This is a genomic window from Nocardioides donggukensis, from assembly GCF_014842875.1.
GTDB classification, from domain to species: domain Bacteria; phylum Actinomycetota; class Actinomycetes; order Propionibacteriales; family Nocardioidaceae; genus Nocardioides; species Nocardioides donggukensis.
The window spans coordinates 759,154-780,036 of sequence record NZ_JACYXZ010000001.1 but is presented as its reverse complement, the minus strand read 5'-3'; the positions used below and the strand labels follow the sequence as shown (position 1 = coordinate 780,036).

Annotated in this window: 17 protein-coding genes; 6 read left to right on the top strand and 11 right to left on the bottom strand. The window is 73.8% G+C overall.

The features are described from left to right. The first annotated feature begins 1 nt into the window (after window position 1). The gene (locus IE331_RS03765) at window positions 2–1,318 is read left to right on the top strand and encodes a hypothetical protein (RefSeq protein WP_192140605.1); all 1,317 of its coding nucleotides are present in this window, start codon (window positions 2–4) and stop codon (window positions 1,316–1,318) included. On the opposite strand, the gene IE331_RS03760 is transcribed toward IE331_RS03765, so the two are convergent. Together IE331_RS03760 and IE331_RS03755 are read right to left on the bottom strand one after the other, a co-directional pair. Then, window positions 1,281–2,579, bottom strand: a complete 1,299-nt coding sequence (locus IE331_RS03760) for an AAA family ATPase (protein ID WP_192140603.1) — start codon at window positions 2,577–2,579, stop codon at window positions 1,281–1,283. The genes IE331_RS03765 and IE331_RS03760 overlap by 38 nt on opposite strands. Further along, window positions 2,576–3,235 carry a CpaB family protein gene (locus IE331_RS03755; RefSeq protein ID WP_192140601.1) on the bottom strand — a complete coding sequence of 220 codons (660 nt, stop codon included), beginning with the start codon at window positions 3,233–3,235 and terminating at the stop codon, window positions 2,576–2,578. The genes IE331_RS03760 and IE331_RS03755 overlap by 4 nt, the downstream gene beginning before the upstream one ends. Before the next feature lie 139 nt (window positions 3,236–3,374). On the opposite strand from IE331_RS03755, the gene IE331_RS03750 reads away from it, so the two are divergent. Further along, window positions 3,375–3,605: a helix-turn-helix domain-containing protein gene (locus IE331_RS03750; RefSeq protein WP_192140599.1), complete on the top strand. Its 231-nt coding sequence runs from the start codon at window positions 3,375–3,377 to the stop codon at window positions 3,603–3,605. A gap of 7 nt (window positions 3,606–3,612) precedes the next feature. On the opposite strand, the gene IE331_RS03745 is transcribed toward IE331_RS03750, so the two are convergent. The 3 genes from IE331_RS03745 to IE331_RS03735 are packed head-to-tail and all read right to left on the bottom strand — an operon-like array spanning window position 3,613 to window position 8,206. Further along, window positions 3,613–5,067, bottom strand: coding sequence for a DUF5719 family protein (locus IE331_RS03745; protein WP_192140597.1), 1,455 nt, complete (start codon window positions 5,065–5,067; stop codon window positions 3,613–3,615). Next, window positions 5,064–7,919: a glycosyltransferase family 2 protein gene (locus tag IE331_RS03740; RefSeq protein WP_192140595.1), complete on the bottom strand. Its 2,856-nt coding sequence runs from the start codon at window positions 7,917–7,919 to the stop codon at window positions 5,064–5,066. Before IE331_RS03740 ends, IE331_RS03745 begins: the two co-directional genes overlap by 4 nt. A gap of 32 nt (window positions 7,920–7,951) precedes the next feature. Beyond that, entirely contained in the window at window positions 7,952–8,206 is a 255-nt protein-coding gene (locus IE331_RS03735) for a WhiB family transcriptional regulator (protein ID WP_192140593.1), read from the bottom strand. A 140-nt stretch (window positions 8,207–8,346) separates the two neighbouring features. Here IE331_RS03735 and cofD point away from each other — a divergent pair, with 140 nt between their 5' ends. From cofD to IE331_RS03720, 3 genes are read left to right on the top strand one after another with little or no spacing between them, the layout of a single operon-like run. Beyond that, the gene (cofD, locus tag IE331_RS03730) at window positions 8,347–9,348 is read left to right on the top strand and encodes a 2-phospho-L-lactate transferase (protein WP_192140591.1); all 1,002 of its coding nucleotides are present in this window, start codon (window positions 8,347–8,349) and stop codon (window positions 9,346–9,348) included. Continuing rightward, window positions 9,345–10,319: a coenzyme F420-0:L-glutamate ligase gene (locus IE331_RS03725; protein ID WP_192140589.1), complete on the top strand. Its 975-nt coding sequence runs from the start codon at window positions 9,345–9,347 to the stop codon at window positions 10,317–10,319. Before cofD ends, IE331_RS03725 begins: the two co-directional genes overlap by 4 nt. Window positions 10,320–10,365: 46 nt before the next feature. Next, a complete protein-coding gene (locus IE331_RS03720) occupies window positions 10,366–11,109 on the top strand; it encodes a DUF3105 domain-containing protein (RefSeq protein ID WP_192140587.1) in 744 nt (247 codons plus the stop codon). Here the strand turns inward: IE331_RS03720 and IE331_RS03715 are convergent. Further along, window positions 11,076–12,185: a sugar phosphate nucleotidyltransferase gene (locus tag IE331_RS03715; protein WP_192140585.1), complete on the bottom strand. Its 1,110-nt coding sequence runs from the start codon at window positions 12,183–12,185 to the stop codon at window positions 11,076–11,078. The genes IE331_RS03720 and IE331_RS03715 overlap by 34 nt on opposite strands. Window positions 12,186–12,250: 65 nt before the next feature. Here IE331_RS03715 and IE331_RS03710 point away from each other — a divergent pair, with 65 nt between their 5' ends. Then, window positions 12,251–13,006 carry a TIGR03089 family protein gene (locus tag IE331_RS03710; RefSeq protein WP_192140583.1) on the top strand — a complete coding sequence of 252 codons (756 nt, stop codon included), beginning with the start codon at window positions 12,251–12,253 and terminating at the stop codon, window positions 13,004–13,006. Here the strand turns inward: IE331_RS03710 and IE331_RS03705 are convergent. From IE331_RS03705 to glf, 5 genes are all read right to left on the bottom strand, one after another. Next, window positions 12,988–15,834, bottom strand: a complete 2,847-nt coding sequence (locus tag IE331_RS03705; RefSeq protein WP_192140581.1) for an FG-GAP-like repeat-containing protein — start codon at window positions 15,832–15,834, stop codon at window positions 12,988–12,990. The genes IE331_RS03710 and IE331_RS03705 overlap by 19 nt on opposite strands. A gap of 146 nt (window positions 15,835–15,980) precedes the next feature. Continuing rightward, complete coding sequence (locus IE331_RS03700; protein WP_192140580.1) at window positions 15,981–16,781, bottom strand: ABC transporter ATP-binding protein; 801 nt, start codon at window positions 16,779–16,781, stop codon at window positions 15,981–15,983. Then, a complete protein-coding gene (locus IE331_RS03695; RefSeq protein WP_201931012.1) occupies window positions 16,781–17,689 on the bottom strand; it encodes an ABC transporter permease in 909 nt (302 codons plus the stop codon). The genes IE331_RS03700 and IE331_RS03695 overlap by 1 nt, the downstream gene beginning before the upstream one ends. A gap of 4 nt (window positions 17,690–17,693) precedes the next feature. Next, window positions 17,694–19,694 (bottom strand): glycosyltransferase, encoded by a 2,001-nt coding sequence (locus IE331_RS03690; protein WP_192140579.1) that lies wholly within the window; start codon window positions 19,692–19,694, stop codon window positions 17,694–17,696. Beyond that, entirely contained in the window at window positions 19,691–20,866 is a 1,176-nt protein-coding gene (gene glf / locus IE331_RS03685) for a UDP-galactopyranose mutase (protein ID WP_201931010.1), read from the bottom strand. The genes IE331_RS03690 and glf overlap by 4 nt, the downstream gene beginning before the upstream one ends. Window positions 20,867–20,883: the final 17 nt, after the last annotated feature.

Genomic DNA, 20,883 nt, shown 5'->3' with positions numbered 1-20,883 from the left:
CGTGCGTCTCGACGCCCACGGGATCGGTGGCGCCAAGGACCTCCCGATCCCCGCCGAGTACGCCATCGCGGGCGCCGCCGCCGCCCTGGCGATCTCGTTCACGGTCCTGGCCCTGGCCTGGCGGGAGCCTCGCTTCAACGTCGGCGCCGCGCCGCGACCGGTCCCACCGGTCCTCGCGCGGATCGTCGACCACCCCGCCTTCGGGGCGGTCCTGCGCACGCTCGGTCTCGGGTTCTTCCTGTACGTCGCCGCGGCGGCGGTCTTCGGCCCGGACCGGGCCACCAACCCGTTCTTCGGGGTGTTCTACGTCCTGCTCTGGGTCGGCATCGTGCCGCTGTCCCTGCTCTTCGGGCCCTTCTACCGCGCGATCAGCCCGGTCCGCACGGTCAACCTCCTGCTGGCCCGCGTCTCCGGCTCCGACCCGGACGTCGGGCTGCGCGACTACCCGGCGCGACTGGGCTACTGGCCGGCCGCGGCCGCCCTCTTCGGCTTCGTCTGGTTCGAGCTGGTCTACCCCTTCAACGGGGAGCTCGGTCCGGCGCGGCTGTGGTGCGCGGCGTACGTCGGCGTGATGCTGGTCGGCGGCGCCGTGTTCGGCAACCGCTTCTACGAGTACGCCGACCCGTTCGAGGCCTACTCGACCCTGGTCGGCCGGCTGTCGGTCTGGGGCCGGCACGAGGGCGCCCTGGTCGTGCGCAGCCCGCTGGCGAACCTCGACCTGACCCCGGCCCGGCCGGGGCTGCTGGCGGCCGCCGCGGTCCTGCTCGGCAGCACGGCGTTCGACTCGTTCACGAACTCGAGCTTCTGGGTCCGCACCGCCCAGGACTCCGCCATCGACGGGACCGTCCTCAACACGCTGGCGCTCAGCGGCTTCGTGCTGGCCGTCGGCGCGCTGTTCGCGGGGGGCGTCATGGCCACCGGCATCCACGACGAGCACCGGCGCCGGGAGCTGCCGGCCCTGTTCGCGCACTCCCTGGTCCCGATCATCGTCGGCTACATCGCGGCCCACTACCTGAGCTACCTGGTCGAGCTCGGCCAGCAGACGGTGATCCAGCTCAGCGACCCCTTCGGCACGGGGGCGGACTACCTGGGCACCGGCGACCGGGCCGTGAACTACTGGCTCACGCTGCACCCGACCTTCCTGGCCACCACCAAGGTGGCCGCGGTGGTCCTGGGCCACGTGGTCGCCGTGGTGGCGGCCCACGACCGGGCGATCCGACTGCTGCCGCGGCGGCACCAGCTCACCGGCCAGCTGACGCTCCTCGCGGTGATGGTCGGCTTCACGGTCGGCGGGCTCTACCTGCTGTTCGGCGGCTGAGCAGCCCGCTCGGGCGGCCGTTCGCCCGGGCGCCGGCGGGGCCGGGCACGACCACGTCGACGATCCCGGCGAGCGCCCGGGACAGGCCGGAGTCCCCGGTCTCGGTGAGCGTGCGCCCGGCCAGCAGCGCCCGGTCCGTGGCCGACCGGTCCTCCGGCAGCAGGTGCAGGGACTCGACCCTGGCGAAGCCGGTGACCATCGAGCGCACCTCGTCCTCCGACCAGCCGAGCGAGCCCCGCATCCGGTTGACCACGACGTGCACCCCGCGCCCGTCGAGGAGCTCACGGAGCTCGACCAGGCCGCGTGCCAGCCGGGTCAGCCCGACCGGGTCGGCGGTGCCCACGGCGAGGACCGCGTCGGCGGCTCGCAGCGCCTCGGTCGTCAGGGCGTTGCGGCCGGGCCGGCCGGCGACGTCGGCGCCCGGGTCCTCCTCGAGGCAGAAGCCGGTGTCGAGCAGCACCGGGCCCTGCCCGCGGCCCAGCTCCACCAGGTGGGTCACGGTGCCCGGGCGGACCTCGACCCACCGGTCGGGGCGGGGCAGCCCGGTGAGCACCCGGATCCCGGCGACCCGACGCTGGAGACCGAGGAACCGGTCGGCGAGCTCGGCCCGCGGGGTGGACCGGGCGCAGGCGAGCAGGCCCGACACCTCGTCGAGCACACCGAGGTGCTGGGCGACCGCCCCGCCCCACGGGTCGACGTCCAGGAGCAGCGGGTCGGCCCCTCGCCGGGCCAGCTCCCCCGCCAGCCCGAGTGCGACCGTGGTCCGCCCGGGTGCGCCCGCCGGTCCCCACACCGCGACCGTGCGCCCGGTGGCCGGGGTGCTCGCGGGCGCGTCGCTCCGGGCACCGGCGGGCGGGCCGGGTGCCGCGGCCCCCGACGCGCCTCCGCCCGCGGCGGACAGCACCGCCTCCGGCAGGTCGGCCAGCGCGTCGGCGCCGACGACACCGGCGACTCCGAGCCGGGCCAGGTGGTCCCGCATCCGTTCGGCCCCGGGGTCGGGGGCGACCGCCACCACCCTGACGCCGGATCGGCCGAGGTGGTCGACCGCCGCCCCGTCCAGGCCCGGTGCGTCCACCGACACCACGGCGACCTGGGCCTGCCCGGAGGTCGCACTCGCGAGCAGGTCGGTGACGTCCATGCACCGCTTGAGCACCACCACCCCCGGCCGCTCGCCCAGCCCGGCGAGGGCCCGGGACTCCCACGGCGCCCCGGCGGCGACCACCAGCACGCAGACCCGGGCCTCGGCCGGCACCGGGATCATCCCTGCCGGGTGATCGCGATGCGGTCGTCGCGGGCCGCCGCGAGGGCCTGCCCGATCAGGTCGGCATCCCCCTCGTCCACCCCGACCAGCACCTGCCGGGCACCGCCCGGGCCGAAGGAGGACGTCGGCCGGGGGGCCGCGATCACGACCACGTCGTCGAGCACCAGCCGGGCCCGGCCCGAGCGCCCGCCGCCGGGCTCCCCGGTGACCCAGACGTCTACCACCGAGCCGGTGACGACGCTGCCGGCCACGGCCTCGGCGCGAGCCCAGATCGGCACCTCGGTCAGCCCGGTCGGGCCGGCGCCGAGCGCCGCGCGCGGCACCAGCTCTCCCGCCCCCACCGGTCTGCGCACGGTCTCCTCGCCGGGCGGGCCGTCGGCCACCCGCAGGTAGCGGTCCAGGTCCCCGTCGTCACCGAACCGCACGCGCCGGGCGACCAGGGCGTCCGACGACAGGGCCCGGCCCGGAGCCAGGTCCGCGGCGGCCGCCCACACCTCGACCGTGTCGTCGGCCGCGCCCAGGACCCGGGCCCCGGCCACCACCGAGCCGGCGACGAGCGCGACGCCGATCCACAGCCGCGGGTCCCGCCACCCGGGTGGCGCGGCGCGGACGGCGGCCGGCGGATCGGTGCTCCTCGGGGCCTCCGCGGCCCGCATGGCACCCCTGCTCCGAACTCCGAGATTGCTGGTCACGGGCTCATCATGGGCACATCGCGGCCACCTCGTCACGCGTTCCCTCCACAGGCCCGACCCCGGGGTTCCGGCCCGGTGGCCTCCGGGATGGCAGAGTGGGGCCATGGCCGACTCGCCCCGGTTCCTGACGCTGACCGACGTCGCGGAGATCCTCAACACCTCGAGCGCGCAGGCCTATGCGCTGGTCCGGCGCGGGGACCTGCCCGCGATCAAGATCGGTGGGCGGGGCCAGTGGCGGGTCGAGGCGGCGCAGCTGGAGGCCTACATCGAGCGGATGTACACCGAGGCCCGGACCTACGTCGCCGAGCACCCGTTCGTCGAGAACGAGCGCTGAGCGACCCTCACGGCCACTGCGGGGTGACCTGCGGGACCAGCTGCTCCAGGACCAGCGACCGCAGCGGCAGGACCGAGCCTCCGCCTCCGGTCACCGTGCGCACCGCGCCCGCGTGCGGCACCTCGGTGTCGACCAGCACCGCCCGGGCCTCCCGGGGCAGCGGCACGGAGGTGGTGACGCCCGGCCGGAGCCGCAGCCGCTTCGTCCCCACCTCCCCGGCACCGCCGGCACCCAGGAACGAGACGTCGGCCCGGCCGGCGGCCGGCGCTCCGCTGAGCACGAGGGTCCTGCTCCCGGTCGGCGGCACCAGTGCCGCCGAGGACCCCGCGGCGAGCGGCACGGCGGGCAGGTGCAGCAGGTCCCCGGCGACCACGGACCGCAGCCCGGCGGCCACCGGAACCGTGCCGTCGACCCGCAGCGCGGCGTCCTCGCCGCCCAGCGCCTGCGCCAGCGGCCGGCTGAGGTCCGTGACCACCACCCGGCCCGCCGGCACCCGGATCTCCTCGGTGCCGGCCGGGGCGAACGTGCTCTCGCGGCCGACGACCTGCAGGCTCACCCGGCCCTCGGTGGTGCCGGGGTTCAGCAGCGTCAGCGTGTGCTCCTCGGCCTGACGGGGCAGCCCGGGCAGCAGCAGCGACTCGGCCGGCTCGGCGGTGGCGGCCAACCAGTCGGCGGAGGCCTCGCCCCCGTCCGCGGCGTACTCGTCGTCGACGGTGGCCGCGAGCCGGCCGCGCACGACCTGGACCCGCATCGCGAGCTCGTTGCGCTGCGGGGAGATCTCCTCCAGGTCGATCACCGTGCTGTCGCGGCCGGGGACGGTCAGACCTCGCGAGGCCACCCGGGTCAGCTCGCCCTCGGTCGACCAGAGGGTGACGTCGGCGACCGCCGGGCCGGCGTCCGGATTGACCAGCCGAAGCCGGGAGGTGTGTCGTCCACCGGCACCCGCCCCGGCGAACCAGCGCTCGGACTCGGGGACCACGCACTCGCCGGCGGCGGTCCGCGACGGGCCGCCGAAACGGGCGCCGAACAGTCCCGGCGCCAGTCCGTCGACCCCGGTGGCGACCACGGCACCGGGCACCTCCGGTCCCGGCACCAGCCGCAGCTCCCGGGGGACGAGGTCGACCTCCAGGGGGTCGTCGTCCGCGCCGCCGTCGGCCGGGCGCAGGGAGAGCCCGCCTCCCTCGTCGCCGACCTCGGAGGAGTCGGCCCCGCTGCCGAGGGTGATCGGGGCGGTGCTGCCCTCGGCGGCCGCGGGGCAGGCCAGGCTCAGGCTGTCCAGCGGCTCGCTGCCGGGCGCCCGGACCGGCTCCTCGACCGGCGGTGCCGCCGGTGCCTGCACGGCCAGGGCGAGCGCCGCGATCAGGACCGCGGCCAGGCCCACGACCAGCGCCGGGCTGAACCGGCGCGCGGGGCCGGCCGCCACCCGGCGGCCCGGTCCCTCGGGTCGACCGGTGTCGGTCATCGGCCCTCCCTCCTGGTCGGGCCGCAGAGCACGGCGGTCACGATCAGCGCCGCGACCTGGATCGCGAGCAGCCACGGATGCCACCAGGGCCCGGTGCCGGCCACGGCGGCGGGCGCGGCGTCCTGCTCGAACTGCCAGGCCCGGGTGCTGCGGTCGCCCGCGCTGGCCTGGACCATGCCGGAGGCGGCGTCGAGCGTCGCCGCGACCCGGCCGTCCGCCGGCGCCGGCATGACCACGTAGTCCAGCCCGTGCCCCGACATGCGCTCCACGACGTCGAGGGTCGGCCGGGAGACGAGGGCGCCGACGTCGGCGTCCAGCGCCGGGTCGGGATCGGTCAGGGCCAGGATCTCGTCCTCACCGATCGTCACACCGTCGTCCCGGCGGACCGTCCAGGTCAGGCCGGTCTCCACGTCGCCGCGCAGGATCAGGACACCGTGCTCCGGCCCGAGCTCGGCCGCCTGCGTCATGTACGCCGGCACCGCGGAGGCGGTGGGGGGGCCGAGCTCGTCGGCGTCGCCGGCCAGCCACCAGCCCAGGCCGACGACCGGCACCAGCAGGCCGGCGGCCGCCAGCAGCCCGGCCACCGGCTGCCGCCACCCGAAGTCGGCGTGCGCGAACCGGGCCCACAGCCCCTGGCCGGCGACCAGCGCGGCCACGACGAGGGCGCCCTGGCTGAGCACGAGGAGGAAGCCCAGACCCGGTTGCACGGTCCCGGCCGGCACCGGGACCGAGACCCGGCTGAGCACGGCGGCGAGGACCGCGGCCACCGCCACCACCAGCCAGCAGGCGGCCGCCGCCACGCGGGCCCGCCGGCGCAGCAGGGCCCCCAGCGCCGGCGCCAGCAGCAGCAGGCCGGCCCAGGCGGGGGCGGAGGGGCTGCCGAAGCGGCCCGCGACCAGGTCCGTCGGCCCGGGGGTGTCCACCAGCCGACCGGCCTCGAGGAAGAGCGCACCCAGGCCGTGCCCGAGGACCCCGACCGTGCCGGGGAGCAGCAGCAGCGGCGGCACCGCCACCACGACCAGGAGCGGCCCCCACACGGACCGGGACCCGAACGCGGATCGGGCCCGGACCAGCCCGGTCCCGAGCACGCCGGCCACGACGACCGCGGCGAACGGCCAGGCCGCGGGGGTGAAGGCGGTGACCAGTGCCAGCAGGAGGCTGCACCGCCACCCGGCCCGCCAGCGCCGGTCGGCGGACGGCTCGAGCAGGCCCAGCGCGGCGTGCGCGAGCCAGGGCAGGACGGCCGCGGACGCGACCACCCCGAACCGACCCTGCCCCCAGGCGCCGCTGGCCACGGGGACCGCGGCGTAGGTCAGCGCGGCCCAGCCGACCAGGACCCGGGACGCGGGCAGGCCCGAGCCGAGCTCGGCCACCACCAGCCCGAACCGCCAGGCCCCCCAGGCGGCGAGCGGCACGGCGGCCACGAACAGCACCGAGACGACCGCCGAGGCCGATCCGAGCAGCAACGTGCCGAGCAGCGCGAACGGGAGCAGGTAGCCGGGCTCGGGGGCGTCGGTGCCCTGTCCGAGCGGGTGCCAGCCCTCGGTCACCAGTCGCCACCAGTCCGCCGCGCCGGCCGGTGCCGGGGACAGGGCTCCCCCGCTGACCTCTCCGAGCGCGGCCCGCGCACCCCAGAGGGCCAGCAGGACGAAGACGGCCGAGAGCACCGCGACCGGGCTGGTGACGAAGCGCACGAGCAGCCCGCTGTCCGCGGCCAGTGTGTCGGCGTCGTCGGCGACCGGGCCGCTGTCCAGGGCCCGGGCGGAGCGCCGCCGCTCGGCCGCGTCCCGACCTTGGTTGCCGGCCGCGGTGGCGACGTCGGTCACGAAGTCCAGCCCGTGCCGGTAGGGCACCCACCACGGCGCCAGCAGCCGGCGTACGTCGCGGTGGTCGGCGGCCTGCGTGCCGTCCAGGGCGCGGCGGGCACGGCGGGCCGAGATCAGGCGGCGCGGCCGGCCGAGCAGCCCGAGCAGCGCGGCGAGCTCGTCGCCGGCGTGCCCGGGTGAGCGGGCCAGGAGGTAGCCCAGCACCCGCAGCAGCGTGCCCAGCACCAGCCGCACCGCGACGAAGGGGAGGGCTCGACCCCGGACGTTCGCGAGCAGGGTGTAGAGCGCCGCCTCACGCTCGGCGCGGTGGGTGCGGGTGCGCCGACCGGTGAGCCGGGTCCGGCGCAGCCCCCGGTGCGCGGCCTCGGCGTGGAAGACCACGGCCTGGGGCACGACGACGGTGCGGTAGCCGGCCCGGGCCGCCCGCCACCCGAAGTCCAGGTCGGTGCCGAAGACCGGCAGGGCCGCGTCGAACCCGCCCAGGTGCTCGAGCACCTCGCGCCGGACCAGCATCCCGGCGGTGTTCACCGCCAGCACCTGGCGGATCTCGTCGTGCTGGCCCTGGTCGTACTCCCCGCGCTCGAGGCCGGTCTCCCGGCGGCCGGTGCCGGAGATGGTGACCCCGAGCTCGAGCAGCCGGCGCAGCGAGGGCCACTCCCTCAGCTTGGGGCCGAGGACGTCGGCGCCGCCGGACTCGGCGACGGCGAGGAGCTCGGCCAGGGCGGCCGGGTCCGGGTTGGCGTCGTCGTGGAGCAGCCAGACCCAGTCGGTCTCGATCGTGGGCAGCGCGTGGGCGACGGCCTCGGGGAAGGTGCCGGGCCGGGTGAGCACGGCGTCGGCGCCGAGCGCCTCGACGAGCAGCCGCCCAGTGCTGCCGGAGTCGCCGGTCTCATCGGGGCCGGTGGTGCCAGTGGTGTCAAGGGCGAGGATGCGGTCCGGGCGGCGCTGCTGGTCCCGCAGGCCGGCGAGCACCGCCGGCAGCCACCGCGCGCCGTCATGGCAGATCAGGAGGGCGGTGACGGTCACGCCGGCCAACCCTAGCCGCCCGGGTGCTCAGCTCAGACGGCGCGCTTCTTCAGCTTGCGCCGCTCCCGCTCGGACAGACCGCCCCAGATGCCGAACCGCTCGTCGTTCATGAGCGCGTACTCCAGGCAGTCGTCGCGGACCTCACAGGTCAGGCAGACCTTCTTCGCCTCCCTGGTGGAGCCGCCCTTCTCGGGGAAGAACGCCTCCGGATCCGTCTGGGCGCACAGCGCGCGCTCCTGCCAACCCAGCTCTTCACCGTCTCCGTCGAGGAGAAACAGCTCCCGCACGGCAGTCCCCTTTCGACCCTCGTGTCCTCGTGTGAAAGACACTACGGGAATTACATGCCTGTCGTCCCGGGAAGTCAAGCCCGGATCTGATATATGCCCCCTCTGGACCAGACACCCACCCGATCGGGCAGGCTGTGCCCATGCGATCACTCACCGTGCTCTCGGGTGGTATCGGGGGGGCCCGGTTCCTGCAGGGCCTGCTGCACGCCCTGCGCGCCGGCCGGCTGGCCCACCTCGGTGCGACGCCGGACGTCCGCGTGGACGTGGTGGTCAACACCGCCGACGACCTGTGGGTCCACGGCCTCAAGGTGTGCCCCGACCTGGACACCGTGATGTACACCCTAGGCGACGGGATCGACCCCGAACGCGGCTGGGGGCGCCGCGAGGAGAGCTGGCACGCCCGCGAGGAGCTGGCGGCGTACGGCGTCGAGCCGACGTGGTTCGGGCTCGGCGACCGGGACCTGGCCACGCACCTGGTGCGCACCCAGATGCTCGAGGCCGGCTACCCGCTCTCGGCCGTGACCGAGGCCCTGTGCCGGCGCTGGCAGCCGGGGGTCCGGCTGCTGCCGATGACCGACGACCGGGTGGAGACCCACGTGGCGGTCCCGGACCCGGAGTCGGCCTCGGGGACCCGGGTGGTGCACTTCCAGGAGTACTGGGTGCGCCTGCGGGCCGAGGTGCCGGTCGAGGCCGTCGTCGTCGTCGGCCAGGACACCGCCACCCCCGGCCCCGGCGTGCTGGACGCGATCGGCGACGCCGACCTGGTCATCCTCCCGCCGTCGAACCCGGTGGTCTCGGTCGGCACCATCCTCGGGGTCCCCGGCGTCCGCGACGCCCTGCGCGGCACCCCGGCACCGGTGGTCGGCATCTCGCCGATCATCGGCGGCCGGCACGTGCGCGGCATGGCCGAGCAGCTGCTCGCCGGCATCGGGGTCGAGGTCAGCGCGGCAGGGGTGGCCGCGCACTACGGCGCCCGGTCCCGAGGCGGCCTGCTGGACGGGTGGCTGGTGGACAGCGCCGACGCCGGCGAGGTCGAGCGGGTCGAGGCGGAGGGCCTGGCCTGCCGGGCGGTGCCGCTGCTGATGACCGACGACGAGGCGACGGCATCGATGGCCGTGGCCGCCGCCGGGCTGGTCTCGTGACCGTCCGGGTCACGCTGAGCGCACCCGACGGCATCGGCGAGGTCGGGGCGGGCGACGACCTGGCCGCGCTGGTGCTCGCCCACTGCGACCTGGCCGACGGCGACGTGGTGATCGTGACCGGCAAGGTCGTGAGCAAGGCGGAGGGACGACTGCGGGCCGGGGACCGGACCGCCTCGCTCCCGGGCGAGACGGTGCGCGTGGTGGCCCGCCGGGGACCCACCGTGATCGTCCGCAACCACCTCGGCCTGACGATGGCCGCGGCCGGGATCGACGCCTCCAACGTGGCCGTCGGTCACCACCTGCTGCTGCCCGAGGACCCGGACCGCTCGGCGCGCAGGATCCGCGAGCAGGTCGCGCTCCGGGCCGGCCACAACGTCGCGGTCCTGGTCACCGACACCGCGGGCCGGGCCTGGCGCACCGGGCAGACCGACATCTGCATCGGCGCCGCGGGCCTGCGGGTCACCGAGGACCTCGCCGGCCTGACCGACCCGCACGGGAATCCGCTGGTGGTCACCGCGCCGGCCGTGGCCGACGAGATCGCCGGAGCCGCGGAGCTGGCCACCGGCAAGCTCGGCGGACGGCCGCTCTCGGTCCTGCGCGGCCGTCCCGACCTCGTCCTCCCGGCCGGCGAGGCCGGACCCGGCGCCGCGGCGCTGGTCCGCGGCGAGGGCGAGGACCTGTTCGGCCTCGGCGCCCGGGAGGCCGTGGTGCAGGCGCTGGCCGGCGGCGCGGGGCACGTGTTCGGCGCCCCCGCCGCGGCCGAGGACCTCGCCGCAGCGCTGGACCGGGTGCTGCCCGGTGCGCTGCTGCCGTCCGACGGCTCGGACCTGCGCCTGCAGGTCACCGGTCCCGAGGCCGAGTCGCGCACCGCACTGAGGATGCTCGCCCACGCGTTCGGCTGGCTGGTGAGCGAGGACCCACGGTCGGCCGACGGCGCGGCCACCCTCCGGCTCCGACCGAGCACTCCGTAGACTCGGTCCTCGTCCGCCTGATTCGCAACGAGAGAAGCTCCCCGTCGTGGCCAAGACCGGCAAGCAGAACCGACGAGACGTCGTCGACCAGATCCGCATGCAGCAGAAGCGTGCCGACCAGCGCCAGGGTCGGATCATCATCGGCGCCTGCGTCGCGGTGGCGCTGGTCATCGTGGGCCTGGCGGCGTACGGCCCGGTCAAGGAGTGGTGGGACCTGCGCCAGTACGAGGACGTCGCCCTGAGCGACGTCGGCGCCGCGGCCTCGGTCTGCCAGGACGTGGAGACCGAGCCGGCCAACGGGAGCGCCGAGCACGTCGACCCGGGGACTCCGGTCGAGTACGACCAGGCGCCGCCGGCGTTCGGCCAGCACGAGGTCTACCCGGACGAGATGGGGCGCAAGCTCTACACCGCCTCGGACCGGCCCAACGTCGAGAAGCTGGTGCACAACCTGGAGCACGGCTACACGATCCTCTGGTACGACGAGACCATCGCCGCCGACGACCAGGAGATGGAGCAGATCCGCGCGATCGCGGACAAGCTGCAGGGCACCGACAACATGCGGCTGAAGTTCAAGGCCGTGCCGTGGACCTCCGAGGACGGCGAGGCCTTCCCCGACGACCAGCACGTCGCCTTCACGCACTGGTCCAAGGGCGGCAAGGACGCTTCGGCCGAGGACGCCAGCGCTCAGGTCGGGGTCTGGCAGTACTGCTCCGAGGTCTCGGGCGAGGCCTTGGACACGTTCATGATCGACTACCCCTACCTCGACTCCCCGGAGCCCGGCGCCGCCTGATCCCGGGGCCCGTCGATCCGGGCGTGGCAGTCGACCCGCGCCCCCGGGGCCAGCGTGACGCCGTCGCCGATCCGGGCGTCGTCACCGACGGCGGCGCCGGTCAGGACGGCGTGGGCGCCGACCCGGGCGCCCGGTCCGACCACCGAGTCGGTGACCCGGGCGCCGGGGCCGATCACGGCGTCGCCCATGACCACGCTCCCCCGGACCTGCGCGCCGTCCCCGACCCGGGCACCCGCCATGAGCACCGACCCGCCGCCGACCTCCGCCGCGCCCACCACCGCCGACGCCGCCACCCGGGCGCCCGACGGCACCGGGTCGACGGCCGGCGTCGGCGCCACACCGAGCACGACGTCGCGCGAGGCGGCGACCAGGGCCTCCGGCGTGCCGACGTCACGCCAGTAGCCGGACTCGACGAAGCCGGTCACCAGTCGGCCCTCCGCGACCAGCCCCGGGAAGGTCTCCCGCTCGACCGAGACCACCCGCCCCGGAGGGATCGTCCCGACGACGTCGCGCCGGAAGACGTAGCACCCGGCGTTGACCTGGTCGGTGACCGGGTCGTTCGACTTCTCGACGAAGTCGAGCACCCGGCCGGACCCGTCGGTCGGCACGCAGCCGAACGCCCGGGCGTCGGCGACCCGCACCAGGTGCAGGGAGACGTCCACCCTCCGGCCGTCCCGCGGCCGGTCGAAGTCGGCGAGCTGGCCGGCGAGGTCGTGCCCCGACAGCACGTCGCCGTTGAGGATCACCACGGCCCCGTCGGGATCGTCGCGCAGGGCCCCGACGACGTTGCGGATCGCCCCGCCCGTGCCCAGCGGCTCCTCCTCGCGCACGTAGTCCAGGCGCAGCCCCCACCGACTGCCGTCGCCGAGGGTCGGGGCGAACAGGTCGGCGTGGTAGGACGTGGCCAGCACCACGTGCTCGACCCCGACACCGGCCAGCCGGGCCAGCTGGTGCTCCAGGAACGGCACCCCGCCGACGTCGAGCAGGTGCTTGGGCCGGCGTGCGGTGAGCGGCAGGAGCCGGGTGCCGAAGCCGCCCGCGACGATCACGGCCTCGGGTGCGGGGGTGCGGGACATGGCCGCATCCTAGGAGTCGACCGCACCGGTCCGGGCCCGCCGTCCCGGCACGTAGGTTGGGGCCCATGGCCGAGACCTTCCCCGCGCTCCTCACCGAGCTGCTCCGCAGCGACCCGGGGCGACCCCTGGTCACGTTCTACGACGACGCCACCGGCGAGCGGGTCGAGCTCTCGGTGACGACCTACGCGAACTGGGTGGCCAAGACCGCCTCGCTGCTCGTCGAGGAGACCGACCTCGAGCGCGGGATGCGACTGCTGGTCGACCTGCCCACCCACTGGCTCGGCCCGGTGTTCCTGGGGGCTGCCTGGTCGGTGGGACTCACCGTCGTCTGGGAGGGCCCCGCCGACGCCGTGGTCTGCGGCCCCGAGGGGCTCGAGGCCAGGGTCGCCGACTCCGAGGGACACCAGACCGGTGCGCCGGTCGTCGCCTGCGCGCTGCGCCCGCTCGGCGTCCGCTTCGCGGACCCGGTGCCGCCGGGCGTGCTCGACTTCGGGATCGAGGTGTGGTCCCAACCGGACTCGTTCGTGGCCTGGGACCCGCCGACCGGCGACGACGAGGCGGTGCCGGGCATCGGCCAGCGCACGGCGCTGGCGTCCACCGGGGGCGAGGTCGCCGACCTGCTCACCCCCGGCGGGCGCCTGCTGACGGCGGCCAACCCCGCTTCCCCGACGGGGTTGGCCACCTTCCTGGCCCCGCTCACCCGGAGCGGCGGCACCGTCTGGGTCGCGAACCCGGACCCGACGCGCTGGGAGCAGCGGTACGCCGAGGAGCGCGCCACCGCCCAGTGGTGCGGACCGGAGTCTCAGCCCACCAGGTCGTAGCCGCGGTAGCCGCCGGCCAGGAACCGGGGCTGCTTGAACCCCTTGCGGCTGCCCGGCAGCAGCCACAGCTGGCTGCCCTTGCGGGCCACCAGGTCCTGCCGGCCGTTCCCGTCGACGTCGCCCACGCTGACCAGCCAGTCGTACGGCGCCAGGTCGGGACTGACCAACGACGAGGAGCCACCGGTCAGTCCGCCCGGGCCGTTGCCCCGGTACCACACCAGACGGTCACCGACCCGGAACGCGTTGTCGGGAGAGCCGTCGTCGTCCCAGAGGCCGATGCCCAGCTGACGGGAGGCTCCGATCGAGCTGCGGGCGACGTAGCTCTTGAAGAAGCCCTTGGTGCCGCGGCCGGGGTAGATCCGCATCGCCTTGCCCGAGGGCTGGCCCATGAGGTCGGGTCGGCCGTCTCCCGTCACGTCGCCGACCGCCTCGAGCAGCCGCACCCCGGCCCACCCGCCTCCGATCGCCGCGGGTGCGGCGAAGTCGCCGCCCCCGAGTCCGCGGTGCAGGCGCATCTGGCCGTCCCGGCGGCTCAGCAGGTCCCCCCGGCCGTCCCGGTCCCAGTCGCCCACGTTGAGGACCTGGTCGGCCCCCGCCAGGGCGTTCCCGAGCGAGACCCGGGCCAGGGTGTGCTTGGTGCCGGCGTGCCGCACGACCACCAGTCGGTCGTCCTTGACCCCGACCAGGTCGGGCTGCTTGCTGCCCAGGACCTGGCCGCCGGACAGCTGTCCCAGCTTCTGGACCCGGCCGAAGGGACCCAGCCAGTGCTTGCGGAACCGGCCGTTCCCACGGCCGCCGTACACGTAGGAGTCCTTGGTGGCGCGGGAGCGCACGAACAGGTCGGCCTTGCCGTCGCCGTCGTAGTCGCCGAAGCCGGTGATCGTGTCCCAGTCGGCCCAGTGCCGGCCGTTGACCGCGACCGCCGGCTTCAGCCGCACCGAGTCGGTGCCGGCGTGCAGCCAGAGCCGGTCGCCGCTGCGCGTGAGCAGGTCGTCCCTGCCGTCGCCGTCGAGGTCGCCGGTGGCGATCGTGAGGTCGTAGGCGTTCCAGCCGGTCGCGAGCTCGGCCCGACGGAAGGCGCCGTTGCCGCGGCCGCGGAACAGGTGGAGCGTGCCGGTCCGGGGGTCGCGGGCGACGAGGTCGTTGTGTCCGTTGCCGTTGAGGTCGCCGACCGCGGTGATCTGGTCCAGCCCGCGGAACGCGTCGGTCGCCCGGATCGCGGTCGCGTAGCCCCGGCCGCTGGTGCCCGGCCGGGTGCCGGCCGTGCCGTTCTCGTTGCGCACGAACAGGTCCGCCTCACCGTCCCCGGTGAGGTCGGGGCTGACCACGACGGTGTCGTACTTGTCGTAGCCCCGGCCGGCTCCGCGGCCGGACGTGAACCGCAGGAAGCCGCCGGTGGGAAGCACGAAGGCTGCCTGGTCGGACTTGCGACGGACCACCAGGTCGGGGTGGCCGGAGGCGACCAGGTCGGTCTCGCGGGACCGCCCGCTCCAGCCTGCCTGGTACCCGTCCGCCAGGTTCCGGATCTGCCCGAGCCGGGCGTAGAGGTACCGGCCGGGGCAGGCCGTCGAGCCGGCGTCGCGGTGCCCGTTGATCGCCGGGAAGGTGCGCGACCCGACCCGCTGCGAGGAGTCCGAGGCGTCGATGCCGTGCAGGGAGAGCTTCCAGGCCATCAGCTTGCCGTAGGCGTCGAGCATCGCGGCCGACGGCTGGACCAGCTCGAAGTTGCCGATGGCGGACATGGCGAACGCGTAGTCGTTGTAGCCGGCCGTGTGGGCGCCGACGACCGGACGACCCACGCCTCCGGCGCGGCCCTCCCAGATCCGGCCGAACCGGTCGACGAGGAAGTTGTAGCCGACGTCGCTCCAGCCGCGGGTCTGCGTGTGGTAGGCGTAGATGCTGCGCAGGATCCCCGGGACGTCGGACCTGCTGTAGTTGTTCGCGTTGACCGTGTGGTGGACGAAGCCGGCGTGCACCTCGTAGTAGCTCGGCGACCCGCTGCGCATCCGCTCGTTGGCGCCCCACTGGGCCCGGGAGTAGATCTTGGGCTTCGAGGTGACCGTCCCGGCCTGGAGTGCGAGGTCGCCCTCGCTGCTGGGGACGCTGGTCTCGGGCAGCTCGTCGGCCGGGAGGGTGGCGGTGTCGATCGCCGGCGCCTCGACCTCGGTCCCCCGGCTCTCGCCGGGCTCGATCACGGCCATGCTCAGGTCCGCGGGGACCGACACGCCCTCGGCGGTCACCGCCTCGGCCTGCACCTCGTCGACCTCGCCGACCAGGAGCAGCTCCGTGCCGGGGCGCGAGCCCTCCGCCTCCGGCGTGCCCGGGTCGGGCGCGTGCTCGTCGTGGTACTCCAGCTCGCTCCAGTCGCTCCACCCGGCGCCGTCGCGGGTCCGGACCCGGACCGCGATGTCGCTCTCCTCGAGGTCGCTCTCGGCGCTCCAGGTCACCCCGACCGCGCCGTATCCCTCGACCGGCTCCGGGGCGCTCTGCACCGCGCTGTCCCCCGACCCGTCCTCGATCCCGTCCGCTCCCTCGTCGGCGGGCTCGACCGGCTCGACCGGCTCATCCAGGGGGGCCTCGGTGACCACCGGCTCGACCGGCGCGGTCTCCACCCGGGCGGTCGGAGCCGGCTCGGCCGTCGGGACCGACTCGCGGGCCTCGAGGGTGGGCCGTCCGGGCGCGACGGCGGTGCCGGGAGCGGCCTCACCGGGAGCGGTGACCACGTCGAGCGAGAGCACCTCGACGGCGGGTGCGAGCACGGCGAGGACGGCACCGAGGGCCAGGAGCTGCTGGCAGGCGGTGACGAATCGGGACTTGCTGGGGCGCATGGTGCCTACTCCGGTGCGGGGGAAGAATCACACTGAGCGACAAGTTTCACACCAGTCACAGGCCATGCGACAGCGGAACTGAGTAACTACACACGTGTAATTTCCAGTCGACACGCCGTACTGGTGACGAAACTACCCCAAACCCCTCAGACGTCGTTGCCCATCTCGTCATCCTGGGCGTCCTCGTCGGTCCCGGCCGGCTCGTCGTACTTGAGGTAGCGGATCCCCTCGGCGACGTCGCCGTCGAACGCGAGCCGGCCCTTGTCGAGGACCAGGACCCGGTCGCACATCTTCTTCACCGACCCCGGGGCGTGGCTGACGTAGAAGAGCGTCCGCCCGCTGTCCCGGACCTCCTGCATCCGCTCGAGGCACTTCTTCTTGAACGGCTTGTCCCCCACCGCCAGCACCTCGTCGGCGAGGAAGATGTCGGAGTCCACGTGGATCGCGACCGCGAAGCCGAGCCGGGCGAACATCCCCGAGCTGTAGTGGCCCACGGGACTGTCGAGGTGCTTCCCGACGTCGGCGAACTCGACGATGTCGTCGAACTTGCGGCGAGTCTCCGCCTCGCTCATGCCGAGGACGGCGGCGTTGAGGAAGATGTTCTCGCGGCCGGAGAGCTGAGGGTGGAAGCCGGCGCCGGTGGCGATCAGACCGGCGGTGCGCCCACGCGTCAGCAGGCTGCCCGAGTCGGGCCGCATGATCCCGTTGATCAGCTTGAGCAGGGTGCTCTTGCCGGAGCCGTTGAGACCCATGAGCCCGATCGACTCGCCCTGGCGCACCGTGAACGAGACCCGGTCGAGCGCGTTGAAGGTGTTGCTGAGCTCCTGGCCGCGGACCGCGGCCACCGACATCTGCTTGATCGTGCGGTGGTAGCGGATCGTGAACTGCTTGGAGACGTCGTCGACGACGATCGACTCGGGGGCGCCGGAGGAGACGGCGGTGGACATCAGAGGCGCTCCGGGATCTTGTTCTCGAGACGGGTGAACACGTACTGCCCGACCGCCAGCACCACCAGCGCGACGCCCAGGTGGATGAACCCGAGCTGGAAGAGGTTGTCGGGCATGTGCTCGGCGGCGGTGGCCGCCGGGTCGTCCGTGGTGCCGGTCCAGAACGCCCGCTGGAGGAGCAGCACGGCCTCGGCCAGCGGGTTCACCAGGTAGTACTGGGCGAAGTCGCCGAACCGCTCCTGGATCAACGTGTAGGGGTAGATCATCGGCACGCTGAACGTGGAGAACTGGGTCAGCGTCTGCACGACGTTGCTGAAGTCCCGGAAGAACACGTTGGCCGCGCTGAACAGCAGCGCGAGGGCCGTGCCGAGGACCGCGACCAGCGCGAACCCGAGCAGGCCGGCCGCCATGCCGACCAGGTCCGGGGTCCAACCCAGCGCCAGGCAGAAGCCGGTGAGCAGCACCATGCCGGGCACCACGTGGTAGGCCGAGACCAGCATCGAGGCCACCGGGAACATCTCCCGGGGCACCGCCATCTTCTGCACCAGGGCCTTGTTCCGCACGATCGAGCGGGTGCCGGCGCCGAAGGACTCGGTGAAGAAGTGGACGATCACCAACCCGGTGAACAGGTGGATCGCGAAGTTCTCGATCCCCCGGTCCAGCACCACCGCGATGACGAAGTAGTACATCGCCAGCCGGAAGGCCGGCTGCAGGTAGGACCAGAACAGGCCCAGGAACGAGCCCTGGTAGCGCGCCGAGATCTCCCGGCGCACCAGCAGTCGCAGCAGGTAGCGGCGCCGGAACACCTCCAGCAGACCGCTCGTCGCGGAGGGCGCGACCAGCGGAGGCAGCTCCTCGTCGGCCGGCCCGGTCGGCCCGCCCCGCCGCCGGCCACCCAGAATCGTCACGTGCTCAGTCCCCACCCGTCGATTCCGGGCCGATGCCGAAGGTGGCCTCCCAGGCCTCGGGGGCGGTGATCTCCGACAGCGAGTCGCGGTACTCCGCGGCCAGCCGCGGCCACTCGCGGTGCAGGCGCTGGTGGATCTCCACGGTCCGCTTCAGCAGGTCGCGGTAGCGCTCGGGGTCGCGTCGGTAGAGCGCGGCCGAGGTGCCGTCGGGCATGGAGACCACCGCGGAGTCGTAGCGGGCCAGCCGGTACCACTTCGCGTCCATCGCCACGACCTCGGCCTCGGGGTACTCCTTGGCCAGGTCCCGGGTCGGCTTCAGCTGCCGCAGCGGCGCCAGGCCGGCGGTGACCAGCTGGGAGAGCCGACCGGGGATCTCGGTGCCGTCCCGGCCCTTGCGCGGCGGCTTCTTGCGGCGCACCGGCGGGAACGCGTCCGGGTCGGCCTCGAGCCGGGCGTCGGTGAACTCCTTCGCGAAGGCCCGGATCTCGGGGAGCTTGCCGGCGAGGTCGCCGTGCAGCGCACCCGGTCCGCGCAGCACGTCCTCGAGCGCCTTGTGCCGCAGCTCGACGGTGGAGTACTGCATCGACACGAGGTGCTTGATCTGGTGGTTCAGGCTCTCGCGGACCATCCGCCCGCCCCGCTCGTACGGCGAGTGCAGCAGCGCCGCCACGAACCGGTTGCGCTGGTGGAAGTAGGACTGCCAGTCCAGCGCGTCGTTCTTGTCGGTCCACGGGACGTGCCACACGGCCGCCCCCGGGAAGGTCACCGTCGGGTAGCCCGCCTCCTTGGCCCGGACCCCGAACTCGGAGTCGTCCCACTTGATGAACAGCGGCAGGGACAGGCCGACGTCGCGCAGCACCTGGGTCGGGATGAGGCACATGAACCAGCCGTTGAAGTCCACGTCGATCCGTCGGTGCAGCCACCGCGCCGAGCGCAGGTTGCGGGCCCCGAAGTCCCAGTCGGTCTGCACGGTCGGCGGCGACTCCCACCAGAACCGCCACGGCTGGATGATCTCGCCGAAGCTGTGCAGCCGGGAGCGTGAGAACAGGCTGAACATGTGCCCGCCCACGATCGTGGGGCGGCGGGCCAGGTCGCCGAAGGTCACCGCGCGGATGATCCCCTCCGGCTCGCAGACCACGTCGTCGTCCATGCACATGAAGTACGTCGCCGTGCCCCGGCGCACCGTCTCCAGCTGACCGCGGGCGTAGCCCCCCGAGCCGCCGAGGTTGCCCTGCTCGACCACCCGGAGCCGGTCGCCGAGGGCCTTGCGGGCGTGGTCGAAGATCGGCGAGTCGGCCACCTTGTCGGTGCCCTGCTCGGCGACGAAGACCTCGTCGAGGAACGGGCGCAGGTCCTCGTCCTCACCGATCTGCACGAGCAGCTTGGCGCAGAAGTCGGGCCGGTTCATCGTGGTGATGCCGACGGTGGTGGTGCCGTTGGCGACCCGGTCCTCGGGCACCTCGGCGGTCCAGTCCGCGCCCTCGACGACCGCGTCCTCCTCGCCGGCGGTCACGTCGAACCAGTACCAGCCGCCGTCGACGAACGGCTTCAGCGGCAGGTCGAAGGTGAAGGTGGTGCTTGCGCCGTTCTCGGTGACCCCGGAGTCGACCCGCTGCGACCGACCGTTGGCCATCGACCGGTAGACGGTGAGGCTGGAGCCGCGGCCGGAGAGGGTGACGCTCAGCGTGACGTCGGTGACGATCGTCCAGCGCCGCCAGTAGCCGGCCGGGAAGGCGTTGAAGTAGGTGCCGAAGGAGAGCCGCTCCCCGGCCTCGACCCGGAGGCTGCGCCGCCCCAGGATCTGGTCGGGGTGCAGGCCGGCGCCGCTGCCGACGGACTGCCGCAGCGAGGCGTTGTTCATGGCCTGCGCGTTCTTGTTGGTGCCGATCTCGTACTTGTCGGCGTCCAGCTGCGCCGGCTCCGGGTCGACGTACAGCGGGAAGACGTCGGTGTCCCGGTCGGTCGGCAGCACCAGGCGCTGCAGGCTGCGGGTGGCGGTGCTCATTCGTCGACCCCTCCGCTCGTCAGCTCGGCGCCCTCGGCGAAGTGCGGGCGGAGCTTGTTCTCGAACATGGTCAGCGCCGAGCCGATCGCCATGTGCATGTCGAGGTACTTGTAGGTACCGAGCCGGCCCCCGAAGAGCACCATCGGCTCCTTCTTGGCCAGCTCGCGGTACTTCAGCAGCTTGGCGCGGTCCTCGGCGGTGTTGATCGGGTAGTAGGGCTCGTCCCCCTCCTCGGCGAACCGGGAGTACTCGTGCACGATCACGGTCTTGCCGGGCAGGTAGGTGCGCTCGGGGTGGAAGTGCTTGAACTCGTGGATCCGGGTGTAGGGGACTTCCTGGTCGTTGTAGTTCATGACCGACGTGCCCTGGAAGTCGTCCACCTCGAGGACCTCCGGCTCGAGGTCCACGGTGCGCCAGGACAGGCGCCCCTCGGAGTTGCCGAAGTACTCGTCGACCGGGCCGGTGTAGACGATCGGGACTGTGCCCTTGAACTCCTCGGCCACGTCGAAGAAGTCGGTGTTGAGCCGGACCTCGATGTTCGGGTGGTCGGCCATCCGCTCCAGCCAGGCGGTGTAGCCGTCGACCGGGAGGCCCTCGTACTTGTCGTTGAAGTAGCGGTTGTCGAAGTTGTAGCGCACCGGGAGCCGGCTGATGATGTCGGCCGAGAGGTCCTTCGGGTCGGTCTGCCACTGCTTCGCGGTGTAGCCCTTGACGAACGCCTCGTAGAGCGGCCGGCCGATGAGGCTGATCCCCTTCTCCTCGAGGTTCGCCGCGTCCGCGGTGTCGATCTCGCTGGCCTGCTCGGCGATGAGCGCCCGGGCCTCGTCCGGCGTGTGGCTCTTGCCGAAGAACTGGTTGATCAGCCCCAGGTTCATCGGGAAGGAGTAGACCTGCCCCTGGTACTTCGCGAAGACCCGGTGCTGGTAGCTGGTGAACTCGGTGAACCGGGTGACGTACTCCCAGACCTTCTCGTTGGAGGTGTGGAAAAGGTGGGCGCCGTAGACGTGCACCTCGATCCCGGTCTCGGGCTCGGGCTCGCTGTAGGCGTTGCCGCCCAGGTGGTGCCGGCGGTCGAGCACGAGGACCTTCAGCCCCAGCTCGGAGGCGCAGCGTTCCGCGATGGTCAGTCCGAAGAAGCCGGAGCCGACGACGACGAGGTCAGGGGCAGACAAGGGCGATATCTCCTAGG